Annotated in this window: 20 protein-coding genes; 8 read left to right on the top strand and 12 right to left on the bottom strand. The window is 69.5% G+C overall.

The features are described 5' to 3' along the window. The first annotated feature begins 176 nt into the window (after nucleotides 1-176). Genes ACZ69M_RS02035 through ACZ69M_RS02020 form a run of 4 tightly spaced genes read left to right on the top strand, consistent with a single transcriptional unit; the run spans nucleotide 177 to nucleotide 3,328 of the window. Nucleotides 177-1,157: a metal ABC transporter solute-binding protein, Zn/Mn family gene (locus ACZ69M_RS02035; RefSeq protein ID WP_470045994.1), complete on the top strand. Its 981-nt coding sequence runs from the start codon at nucleotides 177-179 to the stop codon at nucleotides 1,155-1,157. Nucleotides 1,158-1,183: 26 nt separating this feature from the next. After that, nucleotides 1,184-1,951, top strand: a complete 768-nt coding sequence (locus ACZ69M_RS02030) for a metal ABC transporter ATP-binding protein (RefSeq protein ID WP_470045993.1) — start codon at nucleotides 1,184-1,186, stop codon at nucleotides 1,949-1,951. Continuing rightward, nucleotides 1,951-2,853, top strand: a complete 903-nt coding sequence (locus ACZ69M_RS02025) for a metal ABC transporter permease (RefSeq protein WP_470045992.1) — start codon at nucleotides 1,951-1,953, stop codon at nucleotides 2,851-2,853. Before ACZ69M_RS02030 ends, ACZ69M_RS02025 begins: the two co-directional genes overlap by 1 nt. A gap of 58 nt (nucleotides 2,854-2,911) precedes the next feature. Continuing rightward, nucleotides 2,912-3,328, top strand: a complete 417-nt coding sequence (locus ACZ69M_RS02020) for a Fur family transcriptional regulator (RefSeq protein ID WP_352046129.1) — start codon at nucleotides 2,912-2,914, stop codon at nucleotides 3,326-3,328. A 105-nt stretch (nucleotides 3,329-3,433) separates the two neighbouring features. On the opposite strand, the gene ACZ69M_RS02015 is transcribed toward ACZ69M_RS02020, so the two are convergent. The 4 genes from ACZ69M_RS02015 to ACZ69M_RS02000 all read right to left on the bottom strand — a co-directional run bounded on the left by ACZ69M_RS02015 (nucleotide 3,434) and on the right by ACZ69M_RS02000 (nucleotide 5,548). Continuing rightward, nucleotides 3,434-4,279 (bottom strand): isoprenyl transferase, encoded by an 846-nt coding sequence (locus ACZ69M_RS02015; protein WP_470045991.1) that lies wholly within the window; start codon nucleotides 4,277-4,279, stop codon nucleotides 3,434-3,436. A gap of 23 nt (nucleotides 4,280-4,302) precedes the next feature. Further along, nucleotides 4,303-5,049 carry a DNA repair protein RecO gene (recO, locus tag ACZ69M_RS02010; RefSeq protein ID WP_470045990.1) on the bottom strand — a complete coding sequence of 249 codons (747 nt, stop codon included), beginning with the start codon at nucleotides 5,047-5,049 and terminating at the stop codon, nucleotides 4,303-4,305. Nucleotides 5,050-5,117: 68 nt separating this feature from the next. Beyond that, on the bottom strand, nucleotides 5,118-5,333 hold the full coding sequence (locus tag ACZ69M_RS02005; RefSeq protein ID WP_101405265.1) for a hypothetical protein: 216 nt from the start codon (nucleotides 5,331-5,333) through the stop codon (nucleotides 5,118-5,120). Nucleotides 5,334-5,341: 8 nt separating this feature from the next. After that, the gene (locus ACZ69M_RS02000) at nucleotides 5,342-5,548 is read right to left on the bottom strand and encodes a hypothetical protein (protein ID WP_470045989.1); all 207 of its coding nucleotides are present in this window, start codon (nucleotides 5,546-5,548) and stop codon (nucleotides 5,342-5,344) included. A 115-nt stretch (nucleotides 5,549-5,663) separates the two neighbouring features. Between ACZ69M_RS02000 and ACZ69M_RS01995 the strand changes: the two genes are divergently transcribed. The 3 genes from ACZ69M_RS01995 to ACZ69M_RS01985 all read left to right on the top strand — a co-directional run bounded on the left by ACZ69M_RS01995 (nucleotide 5,664) and on the right by ACZ69M_RS01985 (nucleotide 9,001). Continuing rightward, the gene (locus ACZ69M_RS01995; protein WP_470045988.1) at nucleotides 5,664-6,497 is read left to right on the top strand and encodes a helix-turn-helix domain-containing protein; all 834 of its coding nucleotides are present in this window, start codon (nucleotides 5,664-5,666) and stop codon (nucleotides 6,495-6,497) included. Beyond that, complete coding sequence (locus ACZ69M_RS01990; RefSeq protein WP_470045987.1) at nucleotides 6,479-6,673, top strand: DUF397 domain-containing protein; 195 nt, start codon at nucleotides 6,479-6,481, stop codon at nucleotides 6,671-6,673. Before ACZ69M_RS01995 ends, ACZ69M_RS01990 begins: the two co-directional genes overlap by 19 nt. A gap of 90 nt (nucleotides 6,674-6,763) precedes the next feature. Next, on the top strand, nucleotides 6,764-9,001 hold the full coding sequence (locus ACZ69M_RS01985; RefSeq protein WP_470045986.1) for a protein kinase domain-containing protein: 2,238 nt from the start codon (nucleotides 6,764-6,766) through the stop codon (nucleotides 8,999-9,001). A gap of 9 nt (nucleotides 9,002-9,010) precedes the next feature. Here the strand turns inward: ACZ69M_RS01985 and ACZ69M_RS01980 are convergent, their stop codons facing one another. The 6 genes from ACZ69M_RS01980 to ACZ69M_RS01955 form a co-directional block, all read right to left on the bottom strand. Further along, nucleotides 9,011-9,949: a DUF6879 family protein gene (locus ACZ69M_RS01980; protein WP_470045985.1), complete on the bottom strand. Its 939-nt coding sequence runs from the start codon at nucleotides 9,947-9,949 to the stop codon at nucleotides 9,011-9,013. Nucleotides 9,950-10,054: 105 nt separating this feature from the next. Next, on the bottom strand, nucleotides 10,055-11,023 hold the full coding sequence (locus ACZ69M_RS01975; protein ID WP_470045984.1) for an SCO2521 family protein: 969 nt from the start codon (nucleotides 11,021-11,023) through the stop codon (nucleotides 10,055-10,057). Continuing rightward, on the bottom strand, nucleotides 11,023-11,988 hold the full coding sequence (locus ACZ69M_RS01970; RefSeq protein WP_470045983.1) for an SCO2522 family protein: 966 nt from the start codon (nucleotides 11,986-11,988) through the stop codon (nucleotides 11,023-11,025). Before ACZ69M_RS01970 ends, ACZ69M_RS01975 begins: the two co-directional genes overlap by 1 nt. Then, a complete protein-coding gene (locus tag ACZ69M_RS01965; RefSeq protein ID WP_054235472.1) occupies nucleotides 11,985-12,902 on the bottom strand; it encodes an SCO2523 family variant P-loop protein in 918 nt (305 codons plus the stop codon). Before ACZ69M_RS01965 ends, ACZ69M_RS01970 begins: the two co-directional genes overlap by 4 nt. 3 nt (nucleotides 12,903-12,905) lie before the next feature. Then, complete coding sequence (locus ACZ69M_RS01960; protein ID WP_470045982.1) at nucleotides 12,906-14,747, bottom strand: SCO2524 family protein; 1,842 nt, start codon at nucleotides 14,745-14,747, stop codon at nucleotides 12,906-12,908. Nucleotides 14,748-14,759: 12 nt separating this feature from the next. Next, nucleotides 14,760-15,569 carry an SCO2525 family SAM-dependent methyltransferase gene (locus ACZ69M_RS01955; RefSeq protein WP_470045981.1) on the bottom strand — a complete coding sequence of 270 codons (810 nt, stop codon included), beginning with the start codon at nucleotides 15,567-15,569 and terminating at the stop codon, nucleotides 14,760-14,762. A gap of 152 nt (nucleotides 15,570-15,721) precedes the next feature. Here ACZ69M_RS01955 and ACZ69M_RS01950 point away from each other — a divergent pair, with 152 nt between their 5' ends. Beyond that, nucleotides 15,722-16,213: a GNAT family N-acetyltransferase gene (locus tag ACZ69M_RS01950; protein ID WP_470045980.1), complete on the top strand. Its 492-nt coding sequence runs from the start codon at nucleotides 15,722-15,724 to the stop codon at nucleotides 16,211-16,213. Nucleotides 16,214-16,243: 30 nt separating this feature from the next. On the opposite strand, the gene ACZ69M_RS01945 is transcribed toward ACZ69M_RS01950, so the two are convergent. Next, nucleotides 16,244-16,906, bottom strand: coding sequence for a response regulator (locus ACZ69M_RS01945; protein ID WP_470046354.1), 663 nt, complete (start codon nucleotides 16,904-16,906; stop codon nucleotides 16,244-16,246). Further along, a complete protein-coding gene (locus tag ACZ69M_RS01940; RefSeq protein WP_470045979.1) occupies nucleotides 16,906-18,150 on the bottom strand; it encodes a sensor histidine kinase in 1,245 nt (414 codons plus the stop codon). Before ACZ69M_RS01940 ends, ACZ69M_RS01945 begins: the two co-directional genes overlap by 1 nt. Nucleotides 18,151-18,215 lie beyond the last annotated feature (65 nt).

The following is an 18,215-nucleotide window of genomic DNA, read 5'->3' as shown; positions in this document are numbered from 1 at the left end:
ACGAACGGACGGCAGCGAATGATTCAGGTTACCGGCGCCGCCCACCCTCGTATCAAATCGGTTCGGGGACACCTCGCCTCATCGTGCCCCTTACCGGCTCATTCGCCACCTCGTTTACCGAGGGCATACCCAGGGCTTGTTGACAATCGTTTCCAGGTTTGTTGAAAATGACTGTCATGAACGTACGTCGGCGCCTCGCCGCTTCTCGAATAAGCACCGCCGGGTCCGCGGCCCTGGCAGCCACCGCCGTCGGCCTCGGCGCCCTCACCGGCTGCTCGGCTTCCACGGCGGCCGACGGCAGGAGCGACGGGAAGCTCGACATCGTGGCGTCGTTCTACCCCATGCAGTACCTCGCCGAGCAGATCGGCGGGACGCACGTGCACGTCACGAGCCTGACCCAGCCCGGTCAGGAGCCGCACGACCTGGAGATCAGCGCCCGGCAGACCGCGCGGCTCCAGTCGGCGGACGCCGTCGTCTACCTCAAGAACCTGCAGCCGGCCGTCGACGACGCCGTGGCGCAGTCCGAGGTCAAGACCAAGATCGACGCCGCGTCGCTGACCACGCTGGAGAAGCACGGCAACGAGGTCGGCGGGCACGCGGCCTCGCACGACAGCTCCAAGGGCGAGGAGTCCGGCGCCGCCGACCCGCACATCTGGCTCGACCCGGTGAAGTACGGCGAGGTCGCCGAAGGGGTCGCCAAGGCCCTCAAGAAGGCCGACCCGAAGCACGCCGCGGACTACGACAAGAACATGGCGGCGCTGCGGAAGAAGTTCGCCGATCTCGACACCCGGTACAAGACCGGGCTGGCGAACACCAGGACCAAGGTCTTCATCACCACGCACGCCGCCTTCGGCTACCTCGCCGAGCGCTACGGCCTCACCGAGGAGGCCATCAACGGCCTGGACCCGGAGTCGGAGCCCAGCGCGAACCGCGTGAAGGACCTTGAGAAGATGGCGAAGGCCGACGGCGTCTCGACGGTCTTCTACGAGACGCTCGTCAGCGACAAGACCGCCAAGACCATCGCGGGCGACGCGAACCTGAAGACGGACGTCCTCGACCCGATCGAGGGCATCACCGACAAGTCCAGGGGCAGCGACTACTTCCAGGTCATGGAGTCGAACCTGAAGGCGCTGCGAACGGCGTTGGGCGCCAAGTGACACCGTCCGAATTCCAGGAGGACAGCGTGAGCGAGCCCGTCATATCCCTGCGCGGCGTGACCGCCGAGCTGGGTTCGCGCCCCGTCCTGCGCGGCATCGACCTCACCGTGCACCGGGGTGAGGTCGTCGCGCTGCTCGGCGCCAACGGCTCCGGCAAGTCGACGGCCATCCGCAGCGTCATCGGCCAGGTCCCGGTCAGCGGCGGCGAGATAGAGATCTTCGGCACCCCGCGGCGCCGCTTCCGCGACTGGAAGCGGGTGGGGTACGTGCCGCAGCGCACGACCGCCGCGGGCGGCGTGCCCGCCACGGTGACCGAGATCGTCGCCTCCGGCCGGCTCTCCCGTGCCCGCTTCGGCGTGCTGCGCAAGGCCGACCACGAGGCCGTACGGCACGCCCTGGAGCTCGTCGGCATGGCTGACCGCGCCAAGGACTCGGTGAACGCCCTGTCGGGCGGCCAGCACCAGCGCGTCCTGATCGCCCGCGCCCTCGCCTCCGAACCCGAGCTGCTGATCATGGACGAGCCGATGGCGGGCGTCGACCTGGTGAGCCAGGAGGTGCTGGCCCGGACCCTGCGCGAGCAGGTCGCGGCGGGCACCACCGTCCTGCTCGTCCTGCACGAGCTGGGCCCCCTGGAGCCACTGATCGACCGCGCGGTCGTCCTGCGCGACGGCTGCGTCCTGCACGACGGCCCGCCCCCGCGGGCGGTCGGCCAGCACGCCCTGCCCGGCCACGACCACGTACACCCGCACGCGGCTCACGACGCCGAACCGATCCGGACGGGACTGCTGAGCTGATGGACATCCTGAACTACGACTTCATGCAGCGGGCGCTGCTCGCCGCCGTCCTGGTGGGCATCACCGCGCCCGCCGTCGGCATCTATCTCGTCCAGCGCCGCCAGGCCCTGATGGGTGACGGCATCGGCCATGTGGCGATGACCGGTGTCGGCCTCGGCTTCCTGCTCTCCACCAACCCGGTGTGGATGGCGACGGCCGTCTCGGTCCTCGGCGCCGTGGTCATGGAGCTGATCCGCTGGTACGGCAAGACGCGCGGCGACATCGCGCTCGCCATGCTCTTCTACGGCGGTATGGCGGGCGGCGTGATGTTCATCAACCTCGCGCCGACGGGCTCGAACGCCAACCTGACCTCGTACCTCTTCGGCTCGCTCTCCACGGTGAGCGAGTCCGACGTGACGGCGATCTGCTGGCTCGCCGCCTTCGTCGTCCTGGTCACTCTCGGCCTGCGCCGGCAGCTGTTCGCGGTCAGCCAGGACGAGGAGTTCGCGCGGGTGACGGGCCTGCCGGTGCGCGCCCTGAACCTGCTCACCGCCGTCACCGCCGCCGTCACGGTGACGGTCGCGATGCGGGTGGTCGGCCTGCTTCTGGTCAGCGCGCTGATGGTGGTCCCGGTGGCCGCGGCCCAGCAGCTCAGCCGCAGCTTCGCCGCCACCTTCGCGATCGCGGTGGCCATCGGGGTGAGCGTGACCATCGGCGGCACCGTGACGTCGTACTACCAGGACGTGCCGCCCGGTGCGACGATCGTGTTGCTGACCATCGGCGCGTTCATCGTGCTCACCGTGCTGGCGACCCCGCTGGCCCGGCGCCGTGCCCGGGCCCTGGCCGCCGCGCAGGGGGCCGGAGATCCCGCGGAGTGCGCGATTCCGGCCACCCGTGGCCCGGAACGCAAGGTCGGCGTCTGACCACGCACAGTCCGGGCTGGCACAATGGCCGGGCAAGGGCAGACGTGAGGAGGCAACGGTGACAACCGCTGGATCGCCCGTTCGGGGCCGTTCCACCCGGCAGCGTGCCGCCGTGGCGGCGGCGCTCGACGAGGTGGACGAGTTCCGCAGTGCGCAGGAGCTCCACGACATGCTCAAGCACAAGGGTGACTCCGTCGGACTCACCACCGTGTACCGCACGCTGCAGTCCCTCGCCGACGCCGGCGAGGTCGACGTACTGCGTACCTCCGACGGCGAGTCCGTCTACCGCCGCTGCTCCACCGGCGAGCACCACCACCACCTCGTCTGCCGCGTCTGCGGCAAGGCGGTCGAGGTCGAGGGCCCGGCCGTCGAGAAGTGGGCGGAGGCGATCGCGGTGGAGCACGGCTACGTGAACGTCGCGCACACGGTGGAGATCTTCGGCACCTGTGCGGAGTGCGCATCCGCCAAGGGGTGACAGGGGCTCGTTTTCTGCTGCGGGCCGGTGGGGGCCGGGCGCGCAGTTCCTCGCGCCCCTGAAAGGGGCGCCTCCTGACGGAGCGCCCCCCTCACGCATCGGGCCCTATTCCTCGCGGCCCCGCATGCCCTGCTCCATCGCGAGCAGTTGCTCGTTCGGGACGGCGCCGCCGAACCGGCGGTCGCGCTGGGCGAACTCGACGCACGCCCGCCACAGGTCACGCCGGTCGAAGTCCGGCCACAGCACGTTCTGGAAGACCATCTCGGCGTAGGCGCTCTGCCAGAGCAGGTAGTTGGAGGTGCGCTGCTCGCCGCTCGGCCGCAGGAACAGGTCCACGTCGGGCATGTCCGGGTAGTAGAGGTACTTCGCGAAGGTCTTCTCGGTGACCTTCGACGGGTCGAGCCGGCCGGCCTTGATGTCCTCCGCCAAGGCCTGCGCGGCGTCGGTGATCTCGGCGCGACCGCCGTAGTTCATGCAGAAGTACAGCGTCAGGCGGTCGTTGTCCTTGGTCTGCTCCTGGGCGACCTGGAGCTCCTTGGCCACCGACTTCCACAGCTTGGGCATCCGGCCCACCCAGCGGACCCGGATGCCGAGTTCGTCGAGCTGGTCTCGGGTCTTGCGGATGAAGTCGCGGTTGAAGTTCATCAGGAAGCGCACCTCGTCGGGCGAGCGCTTCCAGTTCTCGGTGGAGAAGGCGTACAACGAGATGGCGCCGACCCCCATCTCGATCGCGCCCTGCAGCACGTCGAGGACGCGCTCGGCGCCGACCTTGTGCCCCTCGGTACGCGGCAGCCCGCGCTCCTTCGCCCAGCGGCCGTTCCCGTCCATGACGATCGCCACGTGGTTCGGGATCAGCTCACCGGGGAGCTTGGGCGCGACAGCGCCGGAGGGGTGCGGTTCCGGCGTCCTGTACTCGCGGCGCTGGCGTCCCAGGATCCCGCGTACGACCATGTGCTTCTCGTCTCCCTCAAGTCTTACTTTTCCACGTACCGGAGCGAGCGCAGCCCGCGCTCCAGATGCCAGTGCAGATAGGCCGACACCAGCCCGCTGCCCTCCCGGACATACCGCGGCTCGCACGCGTCCGCGGTCTCCCAGTCTCCCGTCAGCAGCGCGCCGAGCAGTTCGAGGGCCCCCGCCGAGGGTACGACGCTGCCGGGCACCCGGCAGTCGACGCAGACGGAACCTCCCGCCGCGACCGAGAAGAACCGATTCGGTCCCGGCATCCCGCACTTCGCGCAGGCGCTGAAGCTGGGCGCGTAGCCGTTCACGGCGAGGGAGCGCAGCAGGAAGGCGTCGAGGACGAGGTGCGGCTCGTGCTCGCCGCGGGCGAGGGTGCGGAGCCCGCCGACGAGCAGCAGATACTGCTGCACGGCGGGCTCCCCCTCATGATCCGTGAACCGCTCCGCCGTCTCCAGCATGGCCGTCCCGGCGGTGTACCGCGCGTAATCGGTCACGATTCCGCCGCCGTACGGAGCGATCGTCTCACTCTGTGTACACAGCGGCAGCCCGCGTCCGACCAGCTCGCTCCCCCGCGCGAAGAACTGCACGTCCACATGCGAGAAGGGCTCCAGCCGCGCCCCGAACTTCGACTTGGTCCGCCGCACACCCCGCGCCACGGCCCGTACGCGTCCGTGACCGCGTGTGAGCAACGTGATGATCCGGTCCGCCTCACCCAGCTTCTGGGTGCGCAGCACGATGCCGTCGTCGCGGAACAGACTCATGGGGCCATTCTCGCGTACGCCGGGAGCGGTGCGTCGCCGTACCCGGGACACCACGGGCAGACGCTGTCCTAGGGCACCTCACCACGGCTGCGTGCGTTGGCATACGCCGTGGCCGCGCTGAGCCGCTCCGCCGCGGTGGCCCGCCGGACCGCGTCCGGGGCGACGTCCCACTCCTTGCCCCCGCCCAGCGGTCTCAGCTGTACGTACGGTCCCTCGTGTCCCATCACCATGCCCACCTTCTCTGTGCGTGTATCGACGACGTACGAGCCGATCGGCGGCTTCATCGGCGGCCTCACCGCAGCGCCGCCACGAGCCGGGCCGCGACCTCGATGGAGCAGCCACCCAATTCGACGCGCGGACAAGGTGCCTCACGCGCCAAACTCGCCGGGTCGATCCGGAGCGACGGCAACGTAATTCCGGCCCTCTTCAGCGCCGCCCGCAATTCCTTCACCGTTACCTCCGCCTCTTCGACGCAGAGCGCCGAGTGCTGTGCCTTCACCCTGCTCCCCCGACTTTCCGAGTTTCACTCTTCACATCTCCAGAGTGACACTCCGCATCTACACTCGGCAGGAGTCTGTCCTCTACAAGTTCGGCGCAGCGTAAGGGGTTTGGCCATGGCCAACGGTTCGCGGCAGGCGGCGTGGGAGTTCTTCGGGGCGGAGCTGAAAAGACGACGGGAGGATGCCGGTTTCACCCAGGTGGAGCTGGGGGCGCGGGTATTCGTCTCCGGGGGTTACATCGGCCAGTTCGAACAGGCCATTCGGAAACCACAGTTGGATGTGGCCCAACGGATCGATGAGCTCCTACAAACCGACGGCTTTTTCGAGCGCACGTGGCAAAAACTGATTGACGACAAGCGGTACGCGGATTACTTCGCGGAGGTGGTGGAGCTTGAGAGGACGGCGACGAGGATCTGTGACTTCGAGCCGGCGGTCGCTCCAGGACTCATGCAGACGGCAGGCTATGCGAGGGCGCTCACCCTCGCGACGCATCCGTTCGCGCCCGACGAGTTCATCGAGGAAAGGGTTGCCGCTCGCCTTGAGCGGTCGCGTGTCCTGAAGGGCGCTACAAGCCCCGAGTATTGGGCGATCCTGCATGAGGCCGCCCTGCGCACGTCTGTGGGCGGACCTGCGGCGATGGTGCGACAGCTGGACCACATCACCGCGCTGGCGCGCGAGCGCACGGCGTTGGTCCAGGTCCTGCCCTTCCAGGCGGGCGCGCACGCCTACATGAATGGCTCACTGCGGCTCATGGAGTTCCCGGATGCTCCACCAACTGCCTATACAGAAACCTCGCTTTCGGGAGATCTGCTGGACAACCCAGCGGTGGTGAAGCAGGCGCAGCACGCCTACGATCTGCTCAGGGCCGCCGCGTTGTCGCCGGAGGCGTCCCTCGTCCTGATCGAATCGGCGGCCGAGGACTTCAGACGATGCGCGAGTACGACCTGAGCACCGCTCGCTGGCGTAAGAGCACATACAGCAACGGCGACGGCGGGAACTGCCTCGAAGTCACCGACGGAGTCCCCGGTGTCGTCCCCGTCCGTGACAGCAAGGTCGCGGACGGCCCCGTCCTCCTCATCGGCTCCCGCGCCTGGACGGCGTTCCTCGGCGTCGTCGCAAGGTAGGCGTGCGGCGCGGCCCCGCGTGACGTAGGCACTAGTCTGTTGCCCCAGAACAGACGTGCGACACAGGGGTTTTGGGAAAGGTAACCGGCCATGCCGCTGAGCACCGGGGAATCGGAGTCCGTCGGGTCGATAGGCGGCTACACGCTCGTCGACCGGCTCGGCAGCGGTGGCATGGGCGTCGTCTACCTGGGACGTTCCGCCTCGGGACGGCAGGTCGCGGTCAAGGTCGTCCACGCGCAGTACGCGCAGGACGAGGAGTTCCGCGTCCGCTTCCGGCAGGAGATCTCGGCGGCCCGCCGGGTGAGCGGAGCGTTCACCGCTCCCGTGGTGGACGCCGATCCGGACGCCGAAGTGCCGTGGATGGCAACGTTGTACGTGCCGGGCCGGACGCTGGCCGAGATCGTGGCGGAGGAAGGCCCGGTGGTCGGGCCCGCGCTGCGCACGCTGGCGCTGGGGCTCGTCGAGGCGCTGCGGGACATCCACCAGGCGGGCGTGGTGCACCGGGACCTGAAGCCGAGCAACGTCCTGGTGGCCGAGGACGGTCCGCGCGTCATCGACTTCGGGATCTCGCGCGCCGCCGACAACCAGGCCCTCACCGTGACGGGACGGCTGATCGGCACCCCGCCCTTCATGTCCCCGGAGCAGTTCGCCTCGCCCCGGGACGTCACCGCCGCCTCGGACGTGTTCTCGCTGGGCTCGCTGCTGGTGTACGCGGCCACCGGCAACCGTCCCTTCGACGGCGGCAGCCCGTACATGACGGGCTACCAGGTGGTGCACGAGCAGCCGGTCCTGGACGGCGTACCGGAGCCCCTCAGGAGCATCGCGGAGCGCTGTCTGGACAAGGACGCGACCGCCCGGCCCGACCTCGGCGAGCTGCACCGGCTGTTCAGGGACCTGCCGGACCTGGCGGCCACAACGACCGGATCCGGACCGCCGACCGTCGTGGAAGGCCGGAAGGCCGCCCGCAGGCACAGTGACACGACGGCCTCGACCGGCTCCGGCCGCCGCGGCCGCCGGGTGCGCCTCCTCGTCGCCCTCGGCGCCGCCCTGGCCGTCACGGCGGTGTCCGCGTCGGTGTACTACATGGTGTCGAGCCCGAAGGCGACCGAGGGCACGCCCGGCGGGCGGACGGCCGCGTCCCGCGCCGCCGCTTCTCCCGCCGCGGCGCTCCCCACCGGTTGGAAGCCCTGGCGCGCGAACCTCACCCAGACCCCGGACAAGGCGTACGCGGACATCACCATCAGCGGCTCGGAATCCGGCTGCGTGTCCGGCGGCTCCGCCCTGTACTGCGCGGGGTCCGGCTTCACGGTCGCCAAGCTCGACGCCGCCTCCGGCCGCGTCGAGTGGCGGGCCGGCCACACCCCGCAGACCACGCTGCCGATCGGTGTCCGGGACGGGGTCGTGTACACCTACGAGAAGCCGGGCCTGAACGTGCGCGAGACCTGGCGGCTGGTCGCCCTCGACGCCGGCACCGGAAAGCGGCTCTGGTACCGCCCGATCAACGAAGTCCGGCCCGCCGTCCTGTTCGACGGCGGCGCGCTGGCGAAGTCGGACGACGGGGACGACGGGACGGAGTTCGTCGCCTTCGACGCCAGGACGGGCAAGGACCTGTGGCGGACACCGGCGAAGTCGTCGGCGGGCAACTCCTGCACCCCACTGGCCCTGGACGGCGTCCCCTACGGCCTGTGCACGCCGCAGAACACCGACACGGGCTCGACCGGCCTGGTGCGCCTCGACCCGGCCGACGGCACGGCGCACGACCTCGCCACACTCCCCCGCGGGGTGGTACCGCTCGGCACCGTCGGCGGGCAGCCACTGTTCGCGGTGCCACGGAACGCGGCGCAGGACGAGTCCACCGACGATGCGGACACACCGTACTCAGGCCTGCTGAGGGTGAACCCGACCAGCGGCGCCCTCGGCCGGATCCCCCTGGCGGGCCCGCCGCGCGGCTCGGTCACCCTCCTCGACGGTGTCGTGTACTTCGTCCGGCCCGACGGGACCGTCACCGCGGTCAGGGCGACCGACGGCACCCGGCTCTGGCAGCGTGAGACGCAGATCGAGAATCTGTCGAAGCCGGTGCTGTCGACGACGTACGACGACCTCTTCTTCGCCAACCGCTACGGCCGGCTGCTCGCGCTGGACCGCGCGACCGGCGCCGCGCGGTGGAACACGGACAAGCTGGACAACCCGGGGAACTCGCCGGAGACCACGGTCCCGAGCCTGCTGATGGTGAAGGACGCGATCGTGGCCGTCGCGGGCGACACGGCCTTCTCCGTACGCCCGGACCGCCCCAAGGCCACACCGAAACCGGCCGCGGCCACCCACTGACGTGACGTGTCACGTATCGCTGAGGCCCACGTCCCAGAGCTCCCGGAACCGCTTGACCCGCTGCCTGAGATGGTCCTCGCGGGCGTTGAGCGTGGTCTTGGCGTTCTCGTGCAACAGGTCCGGCTCGACTTCGTAGCAGAGTGTCTCGTCGAAGATGACGAAGTCGTTCGTCGTGCCGCGACGGACGTTCAGCGGGAGCTCGGACAGGGCCACGACGCGCGTGTCGATGCCCATGTTCTTCTGGTCCTGGCAGAGTTGGAGCAGGGCCGGGTCGGCGCCCTCCGGCTTCTGCACGATGAACAGGCGCCGCACCTTCACTCCCCGTTGTGCGATGGCCTCCGCCTGTGCCTGGAGGTAGCGGAGGGCGGGCTCGCTGTCCCAGTAGTTCCGCTCCACGAAGCTGCTGGTGGCGTCCATGGTCCCGGTGGTGCACTTGGTGAGGGCCATCAGCCAGTCGTGGTTCTCGCCGGGGCAGTCGGCACTCATGGTGGTGAGGTTCTCCATGACCGACGCGAGGCGATCGATCTCCTCGCGGGCGAAGGCGCTCACGAGGCCGGGGCCCAGGGAACTCACCCGCGTGGCGCTGCGGGCCAGTCGCGTCACCCCGTCCAGACGGAGCGTGGAGTGGTCGAGGGTGTCGAAGAGTTCGGTCGCCTCGCTGATGTCCGTGAACCTCCGGTCGACCAGGGTCCGCATCTCACGGTGGTGGCCGGTCAGACGGTCGGCGACTTCCCGCGCGTACGCCTGCTGACCGGTCTCCACCGAGGCCAGCCGTCGTTCGAAGTCGACCATGTACTGGACGATGAGCGTCGCACCGCCGATGACGATGGAAACCGCGAGTTGCCACAGCTTGTTCTGGTCCTGGTTGATCAGGTTGGTCGTCACATACGCGATGGTGGCCACGACCACGGTGACCAGTGTCTTCAGCAGAACCGGCGGTATGCGCAAGCCCTCCGCCGCCCCCGGAGCCGGTATCGGTGCCGGTGCCGGTGCCCCTGACGATCCGTCCATTCCTGCCTCTCCCCCCGCGGGATCGATCCTGGGATGTTCCGATCAGCGTGATGCCAGTGCCTCACGCAGCAACGGTATGGCCTGGAGGGCCAGTTGGTCCCGGATGCGCTGAACCAGGATCTGCCACTGCCGGCTGAATCCTGGTTCTCGTTCGAGTACCTCCCAGAGCGGGCCCAGCGCCGGGTCCACGTGGGCCCTCGGCATCCACAGGTGCAGCAGATGGTCGACGGCCGGGCGCAGTGCCAGGACGGTGGCGGCCCCGCCGGCCGCTCCGAGCCGACTGGTGTCCAGCATCCGTACGACCGTCGTCAAGAGCCAGTCGTGGAGGGCGAGGTCCTCGCACAGGCCCGCGACGGCGGAGGCCTCCGCCGCCGCCGGGACGCGCAGTTCCACGGTGCGCAGTTCGTCCTCGGCGAGGGTGAAGCGTTCGATCGAGGCGCCTTCGCCGTCCCGGGCCCGCAGGGCCACCCAGCGCAGCCGGGTGGCGCGGGACTTGAAGGGGGCCTTCCGGTCGAGGAGGGGATGTCTGCGCAGTTGCGCGAGCAGGCCCTCGGCGATCAGTCCGAGATGCAGCTCGCCCTTCTGGGGATCTCGCAGGATTCCCTGGGCCAGGGCCTGTTCGGGCAGCCTGCCGAACGGCTCCAGCACTCCGGGACGCACCAGGTAGTGGCCCCACGGCTGCCGTCGGTCCGGTCCCGCGGCCGGGGCCCGGAAGTACGCGGTGGCCTGGAGGACACGGCCTTCGGTGAGCGCGGCGCGGGCGACGACCGTGCCGACCGCGCGCACCTTCGCCCCGCCTGCGGCCGGCAGCCGGCAGTCCACCCCGGTGAGCGTGTCCGGCGAGAGCGCGTACACCTGGGGCCGTTCGGAGACGAGGACGCGTTCGTCGGCGCGCAGTTGCAGGAAGTGGGCGGCGGCCCGGGTGTCCAGCGGCTGGAAGGACGGCAGCAGGCAGGTGCGTACTTCGCCGCAGGCGAGCACCGCGTGGGTCGTGTCCATGGGGCTTCGCATCACAGGCCCGCGCAGAAGACGTACGCGACACGGTCCGCGACGGCGTCCGGCACGGGCGTGCCCTCGCGGACGGCGCGTTCGGTGACCTGCCGCAGCGCTCCGGAGTCCACGTCGGTCTGGTCGAGGATGACGCGCACCGCGTGTTCGACGGGCACGAACCGGTTGGGGAGCACGGAACAGGTGCGGTAGGCGCTGAAGGGTGCCGCGGAGGTGGTGAGCTGGAGCAGCGGCGGGAGTTCGTCCCAGTCGCGTGGGAAGTCGCCGGAGCTCCAGGGGCGCGATGCGAGGACGGGCTCGCCCTCGTTGCGCAGGAGGCCGAGGCGGGCCAGTTGCCAGACCGCGGCGAGGAAGGGGCAGGACCAGGTACGGTGTCCCTCCTTGTCGTCGTCCCACAGTTCGATGTCAAGGAAGACGGAGTGGCGGCGTGCCGCGGTCTCGTGGGGCGGCCGCCAGGCGGTGGCCGTCGTCATCGCCCGCGTGGTGCCGGCGGACGGGGTGCGTTCGCCGTTGGCGAGCCAGCCGGTCACGCCGACGGGCGGACGCAGGCCGTAGGTGCCGGGCGGGGGTGATTCGACCAGGCGGTGGGAGACGGACTCGGCGAGGGGCACCTTGTCCGCGACGGCGCAGCCGGATTCCCTGGCCAGGTAGTCGATGACCAGCCCGGCCCGCTCGGCCTCGGCGAGCAGCAGCGGGACGAGGTCGGCGGGCGAGGAGAAGCGGGTGAAGTAGTCGTCGATCAGGAAGCAGGTGCTGATGCGGGGCCGCTTGCCCGCGGCCCGGACGGCGGCCTCCGCGCGGGCCGCGTCCGCCCAGGGCCGTACCTGTGCGAAGTGCCGGCGCAGTCGGTCGGGGCCCTCTTCGAAGTCCTCCATGTACAAGTGGCCCAGTTCCAGGGAGAGATGGGAGAGCGGTACGGATCGGGTGCTGGGCTCCGCGGTGGTCTCCCGGAATACGGCTTCTGTCACGGCTGCCCCCAGTACATGTCGTCGGTCAGCCTTCGGGCGAGGTTCTCCAGCGCCTCCAGGGTCTGCTTGTTGGCGATCTGGGTGGAGAGGACGTCCTCTTCGGTGATGAGCTGCTCGCGCCACTGCAGGACGGGTTCGAGGGGGACGCTTCCCAGCACCCGGCTGTCACCGATGCCGTGTTCCGAGGCCAGCACGCGCAGTTCCTCTTCGCACTTGTGCATCCAGGCGATCTGCGCGGGTGACACATGGGACCACAGCGGGGATTCGGGGTCGGGTACAGCCGCGCGGACGAAGCGGATGGCGTCCCGGAGTACGCGCTTGTCGTGTCCCCTGGCCTCTCCGGCTTCCAGGATGCCGTGTTTCTCGAACACCAGCCCGTGCACGGCGATCACGTGCTGCCGGGTCCAGCGGTGGAAGACCAGCCAGCGGGTCTCGACGCCGCGCATCTCGGGCTGTGCGGTCACCTCCAGCGCCATCTCCACCGCGTAGCTGCGGCCGGCGCTCAGGTCCACGATGATCAGGTCGAACTCTCCGTTCAGACGGAGCATCAGGTCCGCGCAACGGCGGAGGGTCCCCTGGTTCGTGGCGAACTCGCCGCCGCTGGGGTCGCCGGGCAGCAGGACGAGTCGGCCCGCGCCGTTGGGCTTGTTCCGCAGGACGGGGTGCTCGGTGAGCTTCCAGATGTCGAAGCGGGCCGGCTCGCCGATCGTGCCCTCCAGATAGGAGTGCAGGCCGCTGCCCTCGGTACCGCGCGGGGCTGTCGGTATGTCGAAGACGGCCACGGCGGTGGGTGAGCCGAAGTCGAAGTCCACGTAGCACACGTCGTCCCCGGCGAGCGCCCGCTGATAGGCGAGATTCGCGCTGGTGACGGAGCGGCCCGTGCCTCCCTTGTCGGAGGCGGCGAAGACGAACACGGTTCAGGCCCCCTGAGCGTCGTCCCTGGCCTGGGCCAGGGTTTCGAGTTCACCGAGCACCGACAGGGCCAACGCGCAGGCCGAACCGGGCCGTTCGTCGACGATCCTGCGTGCGCGGCGGAGCCTGATCTCCAGGCTCTTCAGCGCCCTCCCCTGCCCACTGCCCGGGATGGCCGGCACCTCCAGTTGTTCCTGGCCCAGGAGGTGGGTCGATTCGCTGAGCAGGGCCCGTGCGAGGGTGGTGAGTTCGGTGCTGCGTATGGGTCGCTGGGAGTAGAGGTCGTGGGCGGCGACCATGCACTCGGTGACGCGCTCGGTGACGCTCCAGGACGGGGGTTCCTCGCTGCGCGGCGGCGACGGATAGACGGCGTGGACGTCGTCCCACAGACCGGTTCCCTCGCCCTCCTCGATGCGGCGCTGCCACAGATGCCCGAAGACCTGTTCCGCGAGCCGCAGGAGCCGGTCGTGGGAGTCAGGGTTGCGGGACAGCGTGCAGAGCTGCACGGTCCGTTTGAGCAGCTGCGCCGAGAAGTCGGCGATGGTCCACTGCATGGGTGGGCCCAGGGCCTCGCTGCCCTGCAGCGGCAGTGCGACACCGGGCCGGTGCAGGAGCAGGGCGCTCGCGTCGTCACGGGCCATCCGGCTGGTGATCCGGCCGTGTACAGCGAGGCGCTCCATGACGTCGACGGTGCGGGTGAGGTCGTCGTCGGTGGCACGGCGGCGTACCAGGTCGTGGACGAGGATGGCGGCGACGGAGAGCGAGAAGTACGGGGACTCCAGCTGCTGGCCCGTGGTCCGCCAGGGGATGTCCTCCAGCGGCCAGCGCTCGGCGTCGAAGCGGGCGATGCCCGACCAGTACTGCTGGGTGATCTCCCAGCGCAGTCGGAGTGCTTCGGCGAGCTTCTGCTGTTCGGGGTTGAGCAGGCCGAGGGTGAGGGTGCGCTCCGAGAAGAGGTCCTGGATGCCGTCCAGGGCGACGACGGTGAAGTAGAGGTACGGCACGGGGTCGGCGACGCCGTTCGGCTGCGGTCCGATCGGTTCGGCGGTCTCCACTTCGGGCGCATCCTTCACCAGACTCCAGGTCCAGCCGCATTCGAAGAGCCCGCTCTCGTCCCGGAGGGCTTCTGCGACTTCGACACCGAGGGCGACGCTCTCCGTGAGGGTCGCGCGCAGCGACCGGAAGCGGCGCTGGAAGGTCTGCAGGACGAGCCGTGGGGGCAGCCGTCCCTGGCCGAGGAGTTCGCAGAGCGTACGGCCCTGGGGGGAGTCGGCGTCGAAGACGTTGACGGTGAACGAGCGGAGCAGGCTCACCATGGCGGCGGTGAGCCGGTTGCTGCAGGCAGTCTTGAGTTCCTGGATCAGGTGCAGCATGTCGCGGCGGCCGGTTCTGGACTCGTACGTCCTGAGGAAGCCGAGGGTGGCGAGGCAGAGGGTGACCGACATCGAGTAGGAGTCGACGACCTCCATCTCCCGCTGTTTCCCGGTGAGTTCCTGGCCGTCCTCCTGGGGCGCGAAGTAGTGGCCGCCCGCGAAGGTCGGCCTCTCGTCGTCACCGGTGTGCCTGCGCATGAAGTCGCCGACGGCCGTCAGGAGGAGCCCGGGGATCTCCGTCCGCCCGCCGGGCCGTCCCAGTGCCTTCTCCACGTCGTACTGGGTGAGGTCCGGGTCGTCGAGGCGAAATCCGGCGATCTCGGTGGCCGGGTACATCAGACAGAGCAGCCGCTCGGCATCCGCCACGCTGCTGAGCCCGCCCCATTTCCCCCAGGACCAGACGCCGTCGTCGATCGAATTTCTGGCCATCGCCCGCCATATGTCCAACAGGTGCTGACGCGGCTCGATCCGCATCCCCATGCCCCCTCACAGGTGATGTCGCCCAAACGGCCTGCTTTCGACGGTATCAGGATCACGCAGTCCGCAGGCCAGAATCATTCCCGTGTATCCCTCGCGGAGAACGTTCGGCAGTCCCATCCGGCACGTCTCCACATTTCCCGCGAAACCCACAAGACTGTCGCGCACCTGGGATTCACTCACGTCACATGCGGGAAAATAATTCTCGCCCACCACATAACCCTTGGAGTGCTCCATGAACGCGGCCGCGAAGGGGGCTCCCGGCGCGAGGGCGCGCATGAAGCATTCCAGCGCGTAAGAAAACTCCACGTGAGAGGTCGTCATGGACTCGGCCACAAAAAACATGGTCCCCATGGACCACTTCCCCTCTCGGCGGACCAGATCGAAGAGATTGCCCTTCTCGATCCGGACGGCCCGGCGGAACCTCGTCCGGGGGTCACCGCCGAGCGCCGCGTACGGCCCGCTCTGGCACAGGGCGTCCCAGAACTGGTCCCAGTTCGGGTCGTACTGGTGCACCTGGGCTTTCAAATAGGACACATTCGCGGCCGAGCGGTCGAGCAGCGTGATCTTTTCGCACCAGGGCAGCATCGCGAGGGCGGGGTAGAGATTGGCTCCGGCGCCCACGTCGATGCCCTGAATCCGTTCAGCGGGGTTCCTGCGGAAATGATCACTGAAATGGCTTCGCACGACGGAGATGATCTCTTCGTCCTCGTCGGCCATGGAGCGGTAGTTGTGATCAATGTAGTCATTGGGGTCGAAGTAGTCCCAGGGTGCGTCCGCGTTCAGCTGGTCGACGTGCCCCGGTGATCTCGAATCCATGCCCCAAGGTATCAACACGACCAGGCCATCGGCTCTCCTTCAACCTGATCCGGCGCACGGGCGGAGGCAAGGGGGGCGCATTGCAGCAATCGGTGAAGCGATCTTCGATTCACCTCTTGAAGGATTGTGTCGCGCCACGCGATGCTGACCGGATGTCCGCTCATCCTTTGGTCCCGCTCTCGCCACCCTCCGAAATTGGGCCCTTTCACATACGACCGGCATCAGAGGACGACCTGCCCGCGCTCGTCCGCCTGGACACCGAGCTGTTCCCGGACTTCGCGTACCCGTACTTCGTACTGCGCCAGTTCCTCGACCTGTACCAAGACCGTCTCCTCGTGCTCGACGACGGCTCCTCCCTCCACGGCTACGCGCTGAGCGCACTCGCCGCGGACGGCCGCACGAGCTGGATCCTGGGCCTGGGTGTCGCCGAGCGACTGCGTGGACGGGGGCTGGCCCGACGACTCATGCAGGAGACGCTTCGAAGGCTGCCCGCCGACGGAGTGCACGAGGTGTGGCTCACCGTGGAGCCCGCCAACACCGCCGCGATCACCCTCTACCACTCCCTGGGCTTCACCCAACAGGGCGCCCGGAAGGACTATTTCGGGCCCGGCCACGACCGCCTTCTGCTGACGTTGCGCCACTGACCCCGACAAGCCGGCGGGCGCGGGGCCCGCTCACCGGGTCACGGACACCAGTCCCGCCTCGTACGCGATGATGACCAGCTGGACCCGGTCCCGTGCGTCCAGCTTGGACAGCAGACGGGTCAGGTACGTCTTCGCCGTGGCGACGCTGATGAAGAGCCGTTCGGCTATCTCGGCGTTGGACAGGCCCGTGCCGACCAGGGTGAGGACCTCGCGCTCGCGGTCCGTGATCGCGGTCAGGTCGCGGCGTGGACGCGCCGGCTCGGAGAAGCGCGCGGAGGTGAAGTCCTGGATCAGGCGGCGGGTGACGCTGGGGGCGATGAGGGCGTCGCCGGCCGCCACGACCCGTATGGCGCCGATGATGTCGTCCAGGGCCATGTCCTTGACCAGGAACCCCGACGCGCCCGCGCGCAGCGCCCCGTACACGTAGTCGTCGTCGTCGAAGGTGGTCAGGACGACGATCCTCGACTCGCCCGGACCCGTCGTGATCCGGCGGGTCGCCTCTATGCCGTCCACGCCCGGCATACGGATGTCCATCACCACGACGTCGGGCCGGAGTTCCCCGGTGCGGGTCACCGCTTCCTCGCCGTCCGCGGCCTCCCCCACCACCTCCACGTCCTCGATGTCGGCGATGACCATCCGCAGGGCCGTGCGGATCAGTTGCTGGTCGTCGGCGAGGACGACACGGATCGGCATCACGCGGCCACCGTCGCCGTGGTCGCCGGGACCGGCAGGCGGGCCGTCACCCGGAAGCCGCCCTCGGGACGGGGGCCCGCCGTGAACTCGCCGTGCAGCAGGGCCACGCGCTCGCGCATCCCCACCAGGCCGAAGCCGGTGTCGGTGGTGCTGCCCCGGCCCCGGCCGTCGTCGGTGACCTCGACGGCCACGTGCTCCTCCAGGTAGTCGACCGTCACCCGGCAGGCGGTCGTCGCCGCGTGGCGTACGACGTTCGTGATCGACTCCTGGACGATCCGGAAGACGGAGAGGTCGATGTCCGGGGGGAGTTGGCGGCGCGCGCCCTTCCAGCGGACGTCGACCTGGACGCCCGCCGCCGTTGTCGCGGCGGCCAGGCGGTCGAGGTCGGCAAGGCCCTCGGCCGGGTGCAACCGGTCGCCCCCGGCGGCGGCCCGGGCCCGGTCCTGGTCCTGGTCCTGGTCCTGATCCGCCTGGCGCAGGGCGACCAGCATCCGGCGCAGCCCCGCCAGGGTCTCCCGTCCGGCCGTCTCCACCGCCGTCATCGCCTCGCGCGCGGCACCCGGCTGGGTGTGGACGACGCGGGCCGCCGCCCCGGCCTGGAGGGCGATGATGCCGATGCTGTGGGCGACCATGTCGTGCATCTCACGGGCGATGCGAAGGCGTTCGTCGGTGACCGCCTGGGTGGCGGCCTGGGCGCGGAGCCTCTCGCCGTACTCGCGGGTGCGGTGGGAGGCGTCGCCGAGGAGCCAGGCGACGACGGCCGTCAGCGCCACGGTCAGCTCCTCCAGCGTGCCGATGCCCCATCCGCGCAGCAGCCGTACGGTCTCCCAGACCACCAGGACGGCGAGCGCCATGCACAGGGCGGTGACTCCGGTGCGGCGCGGCCGGCCGGCCGCGATGAAGTAGAGGGCGAGATCGACGGCGAGGAACTGGGCCAGCTGGATCGCTCCCACGGCCAGGTTGGTGGTGAGGAAGGCGGCGGCCGTCAGGAGCAGGGCGAGGGCCCTCAGCGGCCGTCGGCGCACCCACATGCTGCCGAGCAGCGCCAGTGCGCAGGCGATGGTCAGGATCAGCAGGCCGTCCCAGCGGTAGAACTGGGCGGCGGTGAACTCGTTGGCCGTCTCCTCACCGGGGAGCCGTACGCGGGCGAGGACGGTGAACGCCGTGCTCGCGCACCAGGCCAGGGCCACCCAGGCACCGGGCGGCACGAGCTTGAGGCGGGGCGGGAGCGGCATGGCATGCATGCGGCGATCGTAGGCACGGGGGCCGTGGACGGGCATCGGTCCGGGGACGTACACCCCTGGTCGAC

Source organism: Streptomyces sp. NPDC107454 (genome assembly GCF_055582885.1).
Note: the sequence above shows the minus strand (reverse complement) of the source record. Positions and strands in the feature narration are given on the sequence as shown.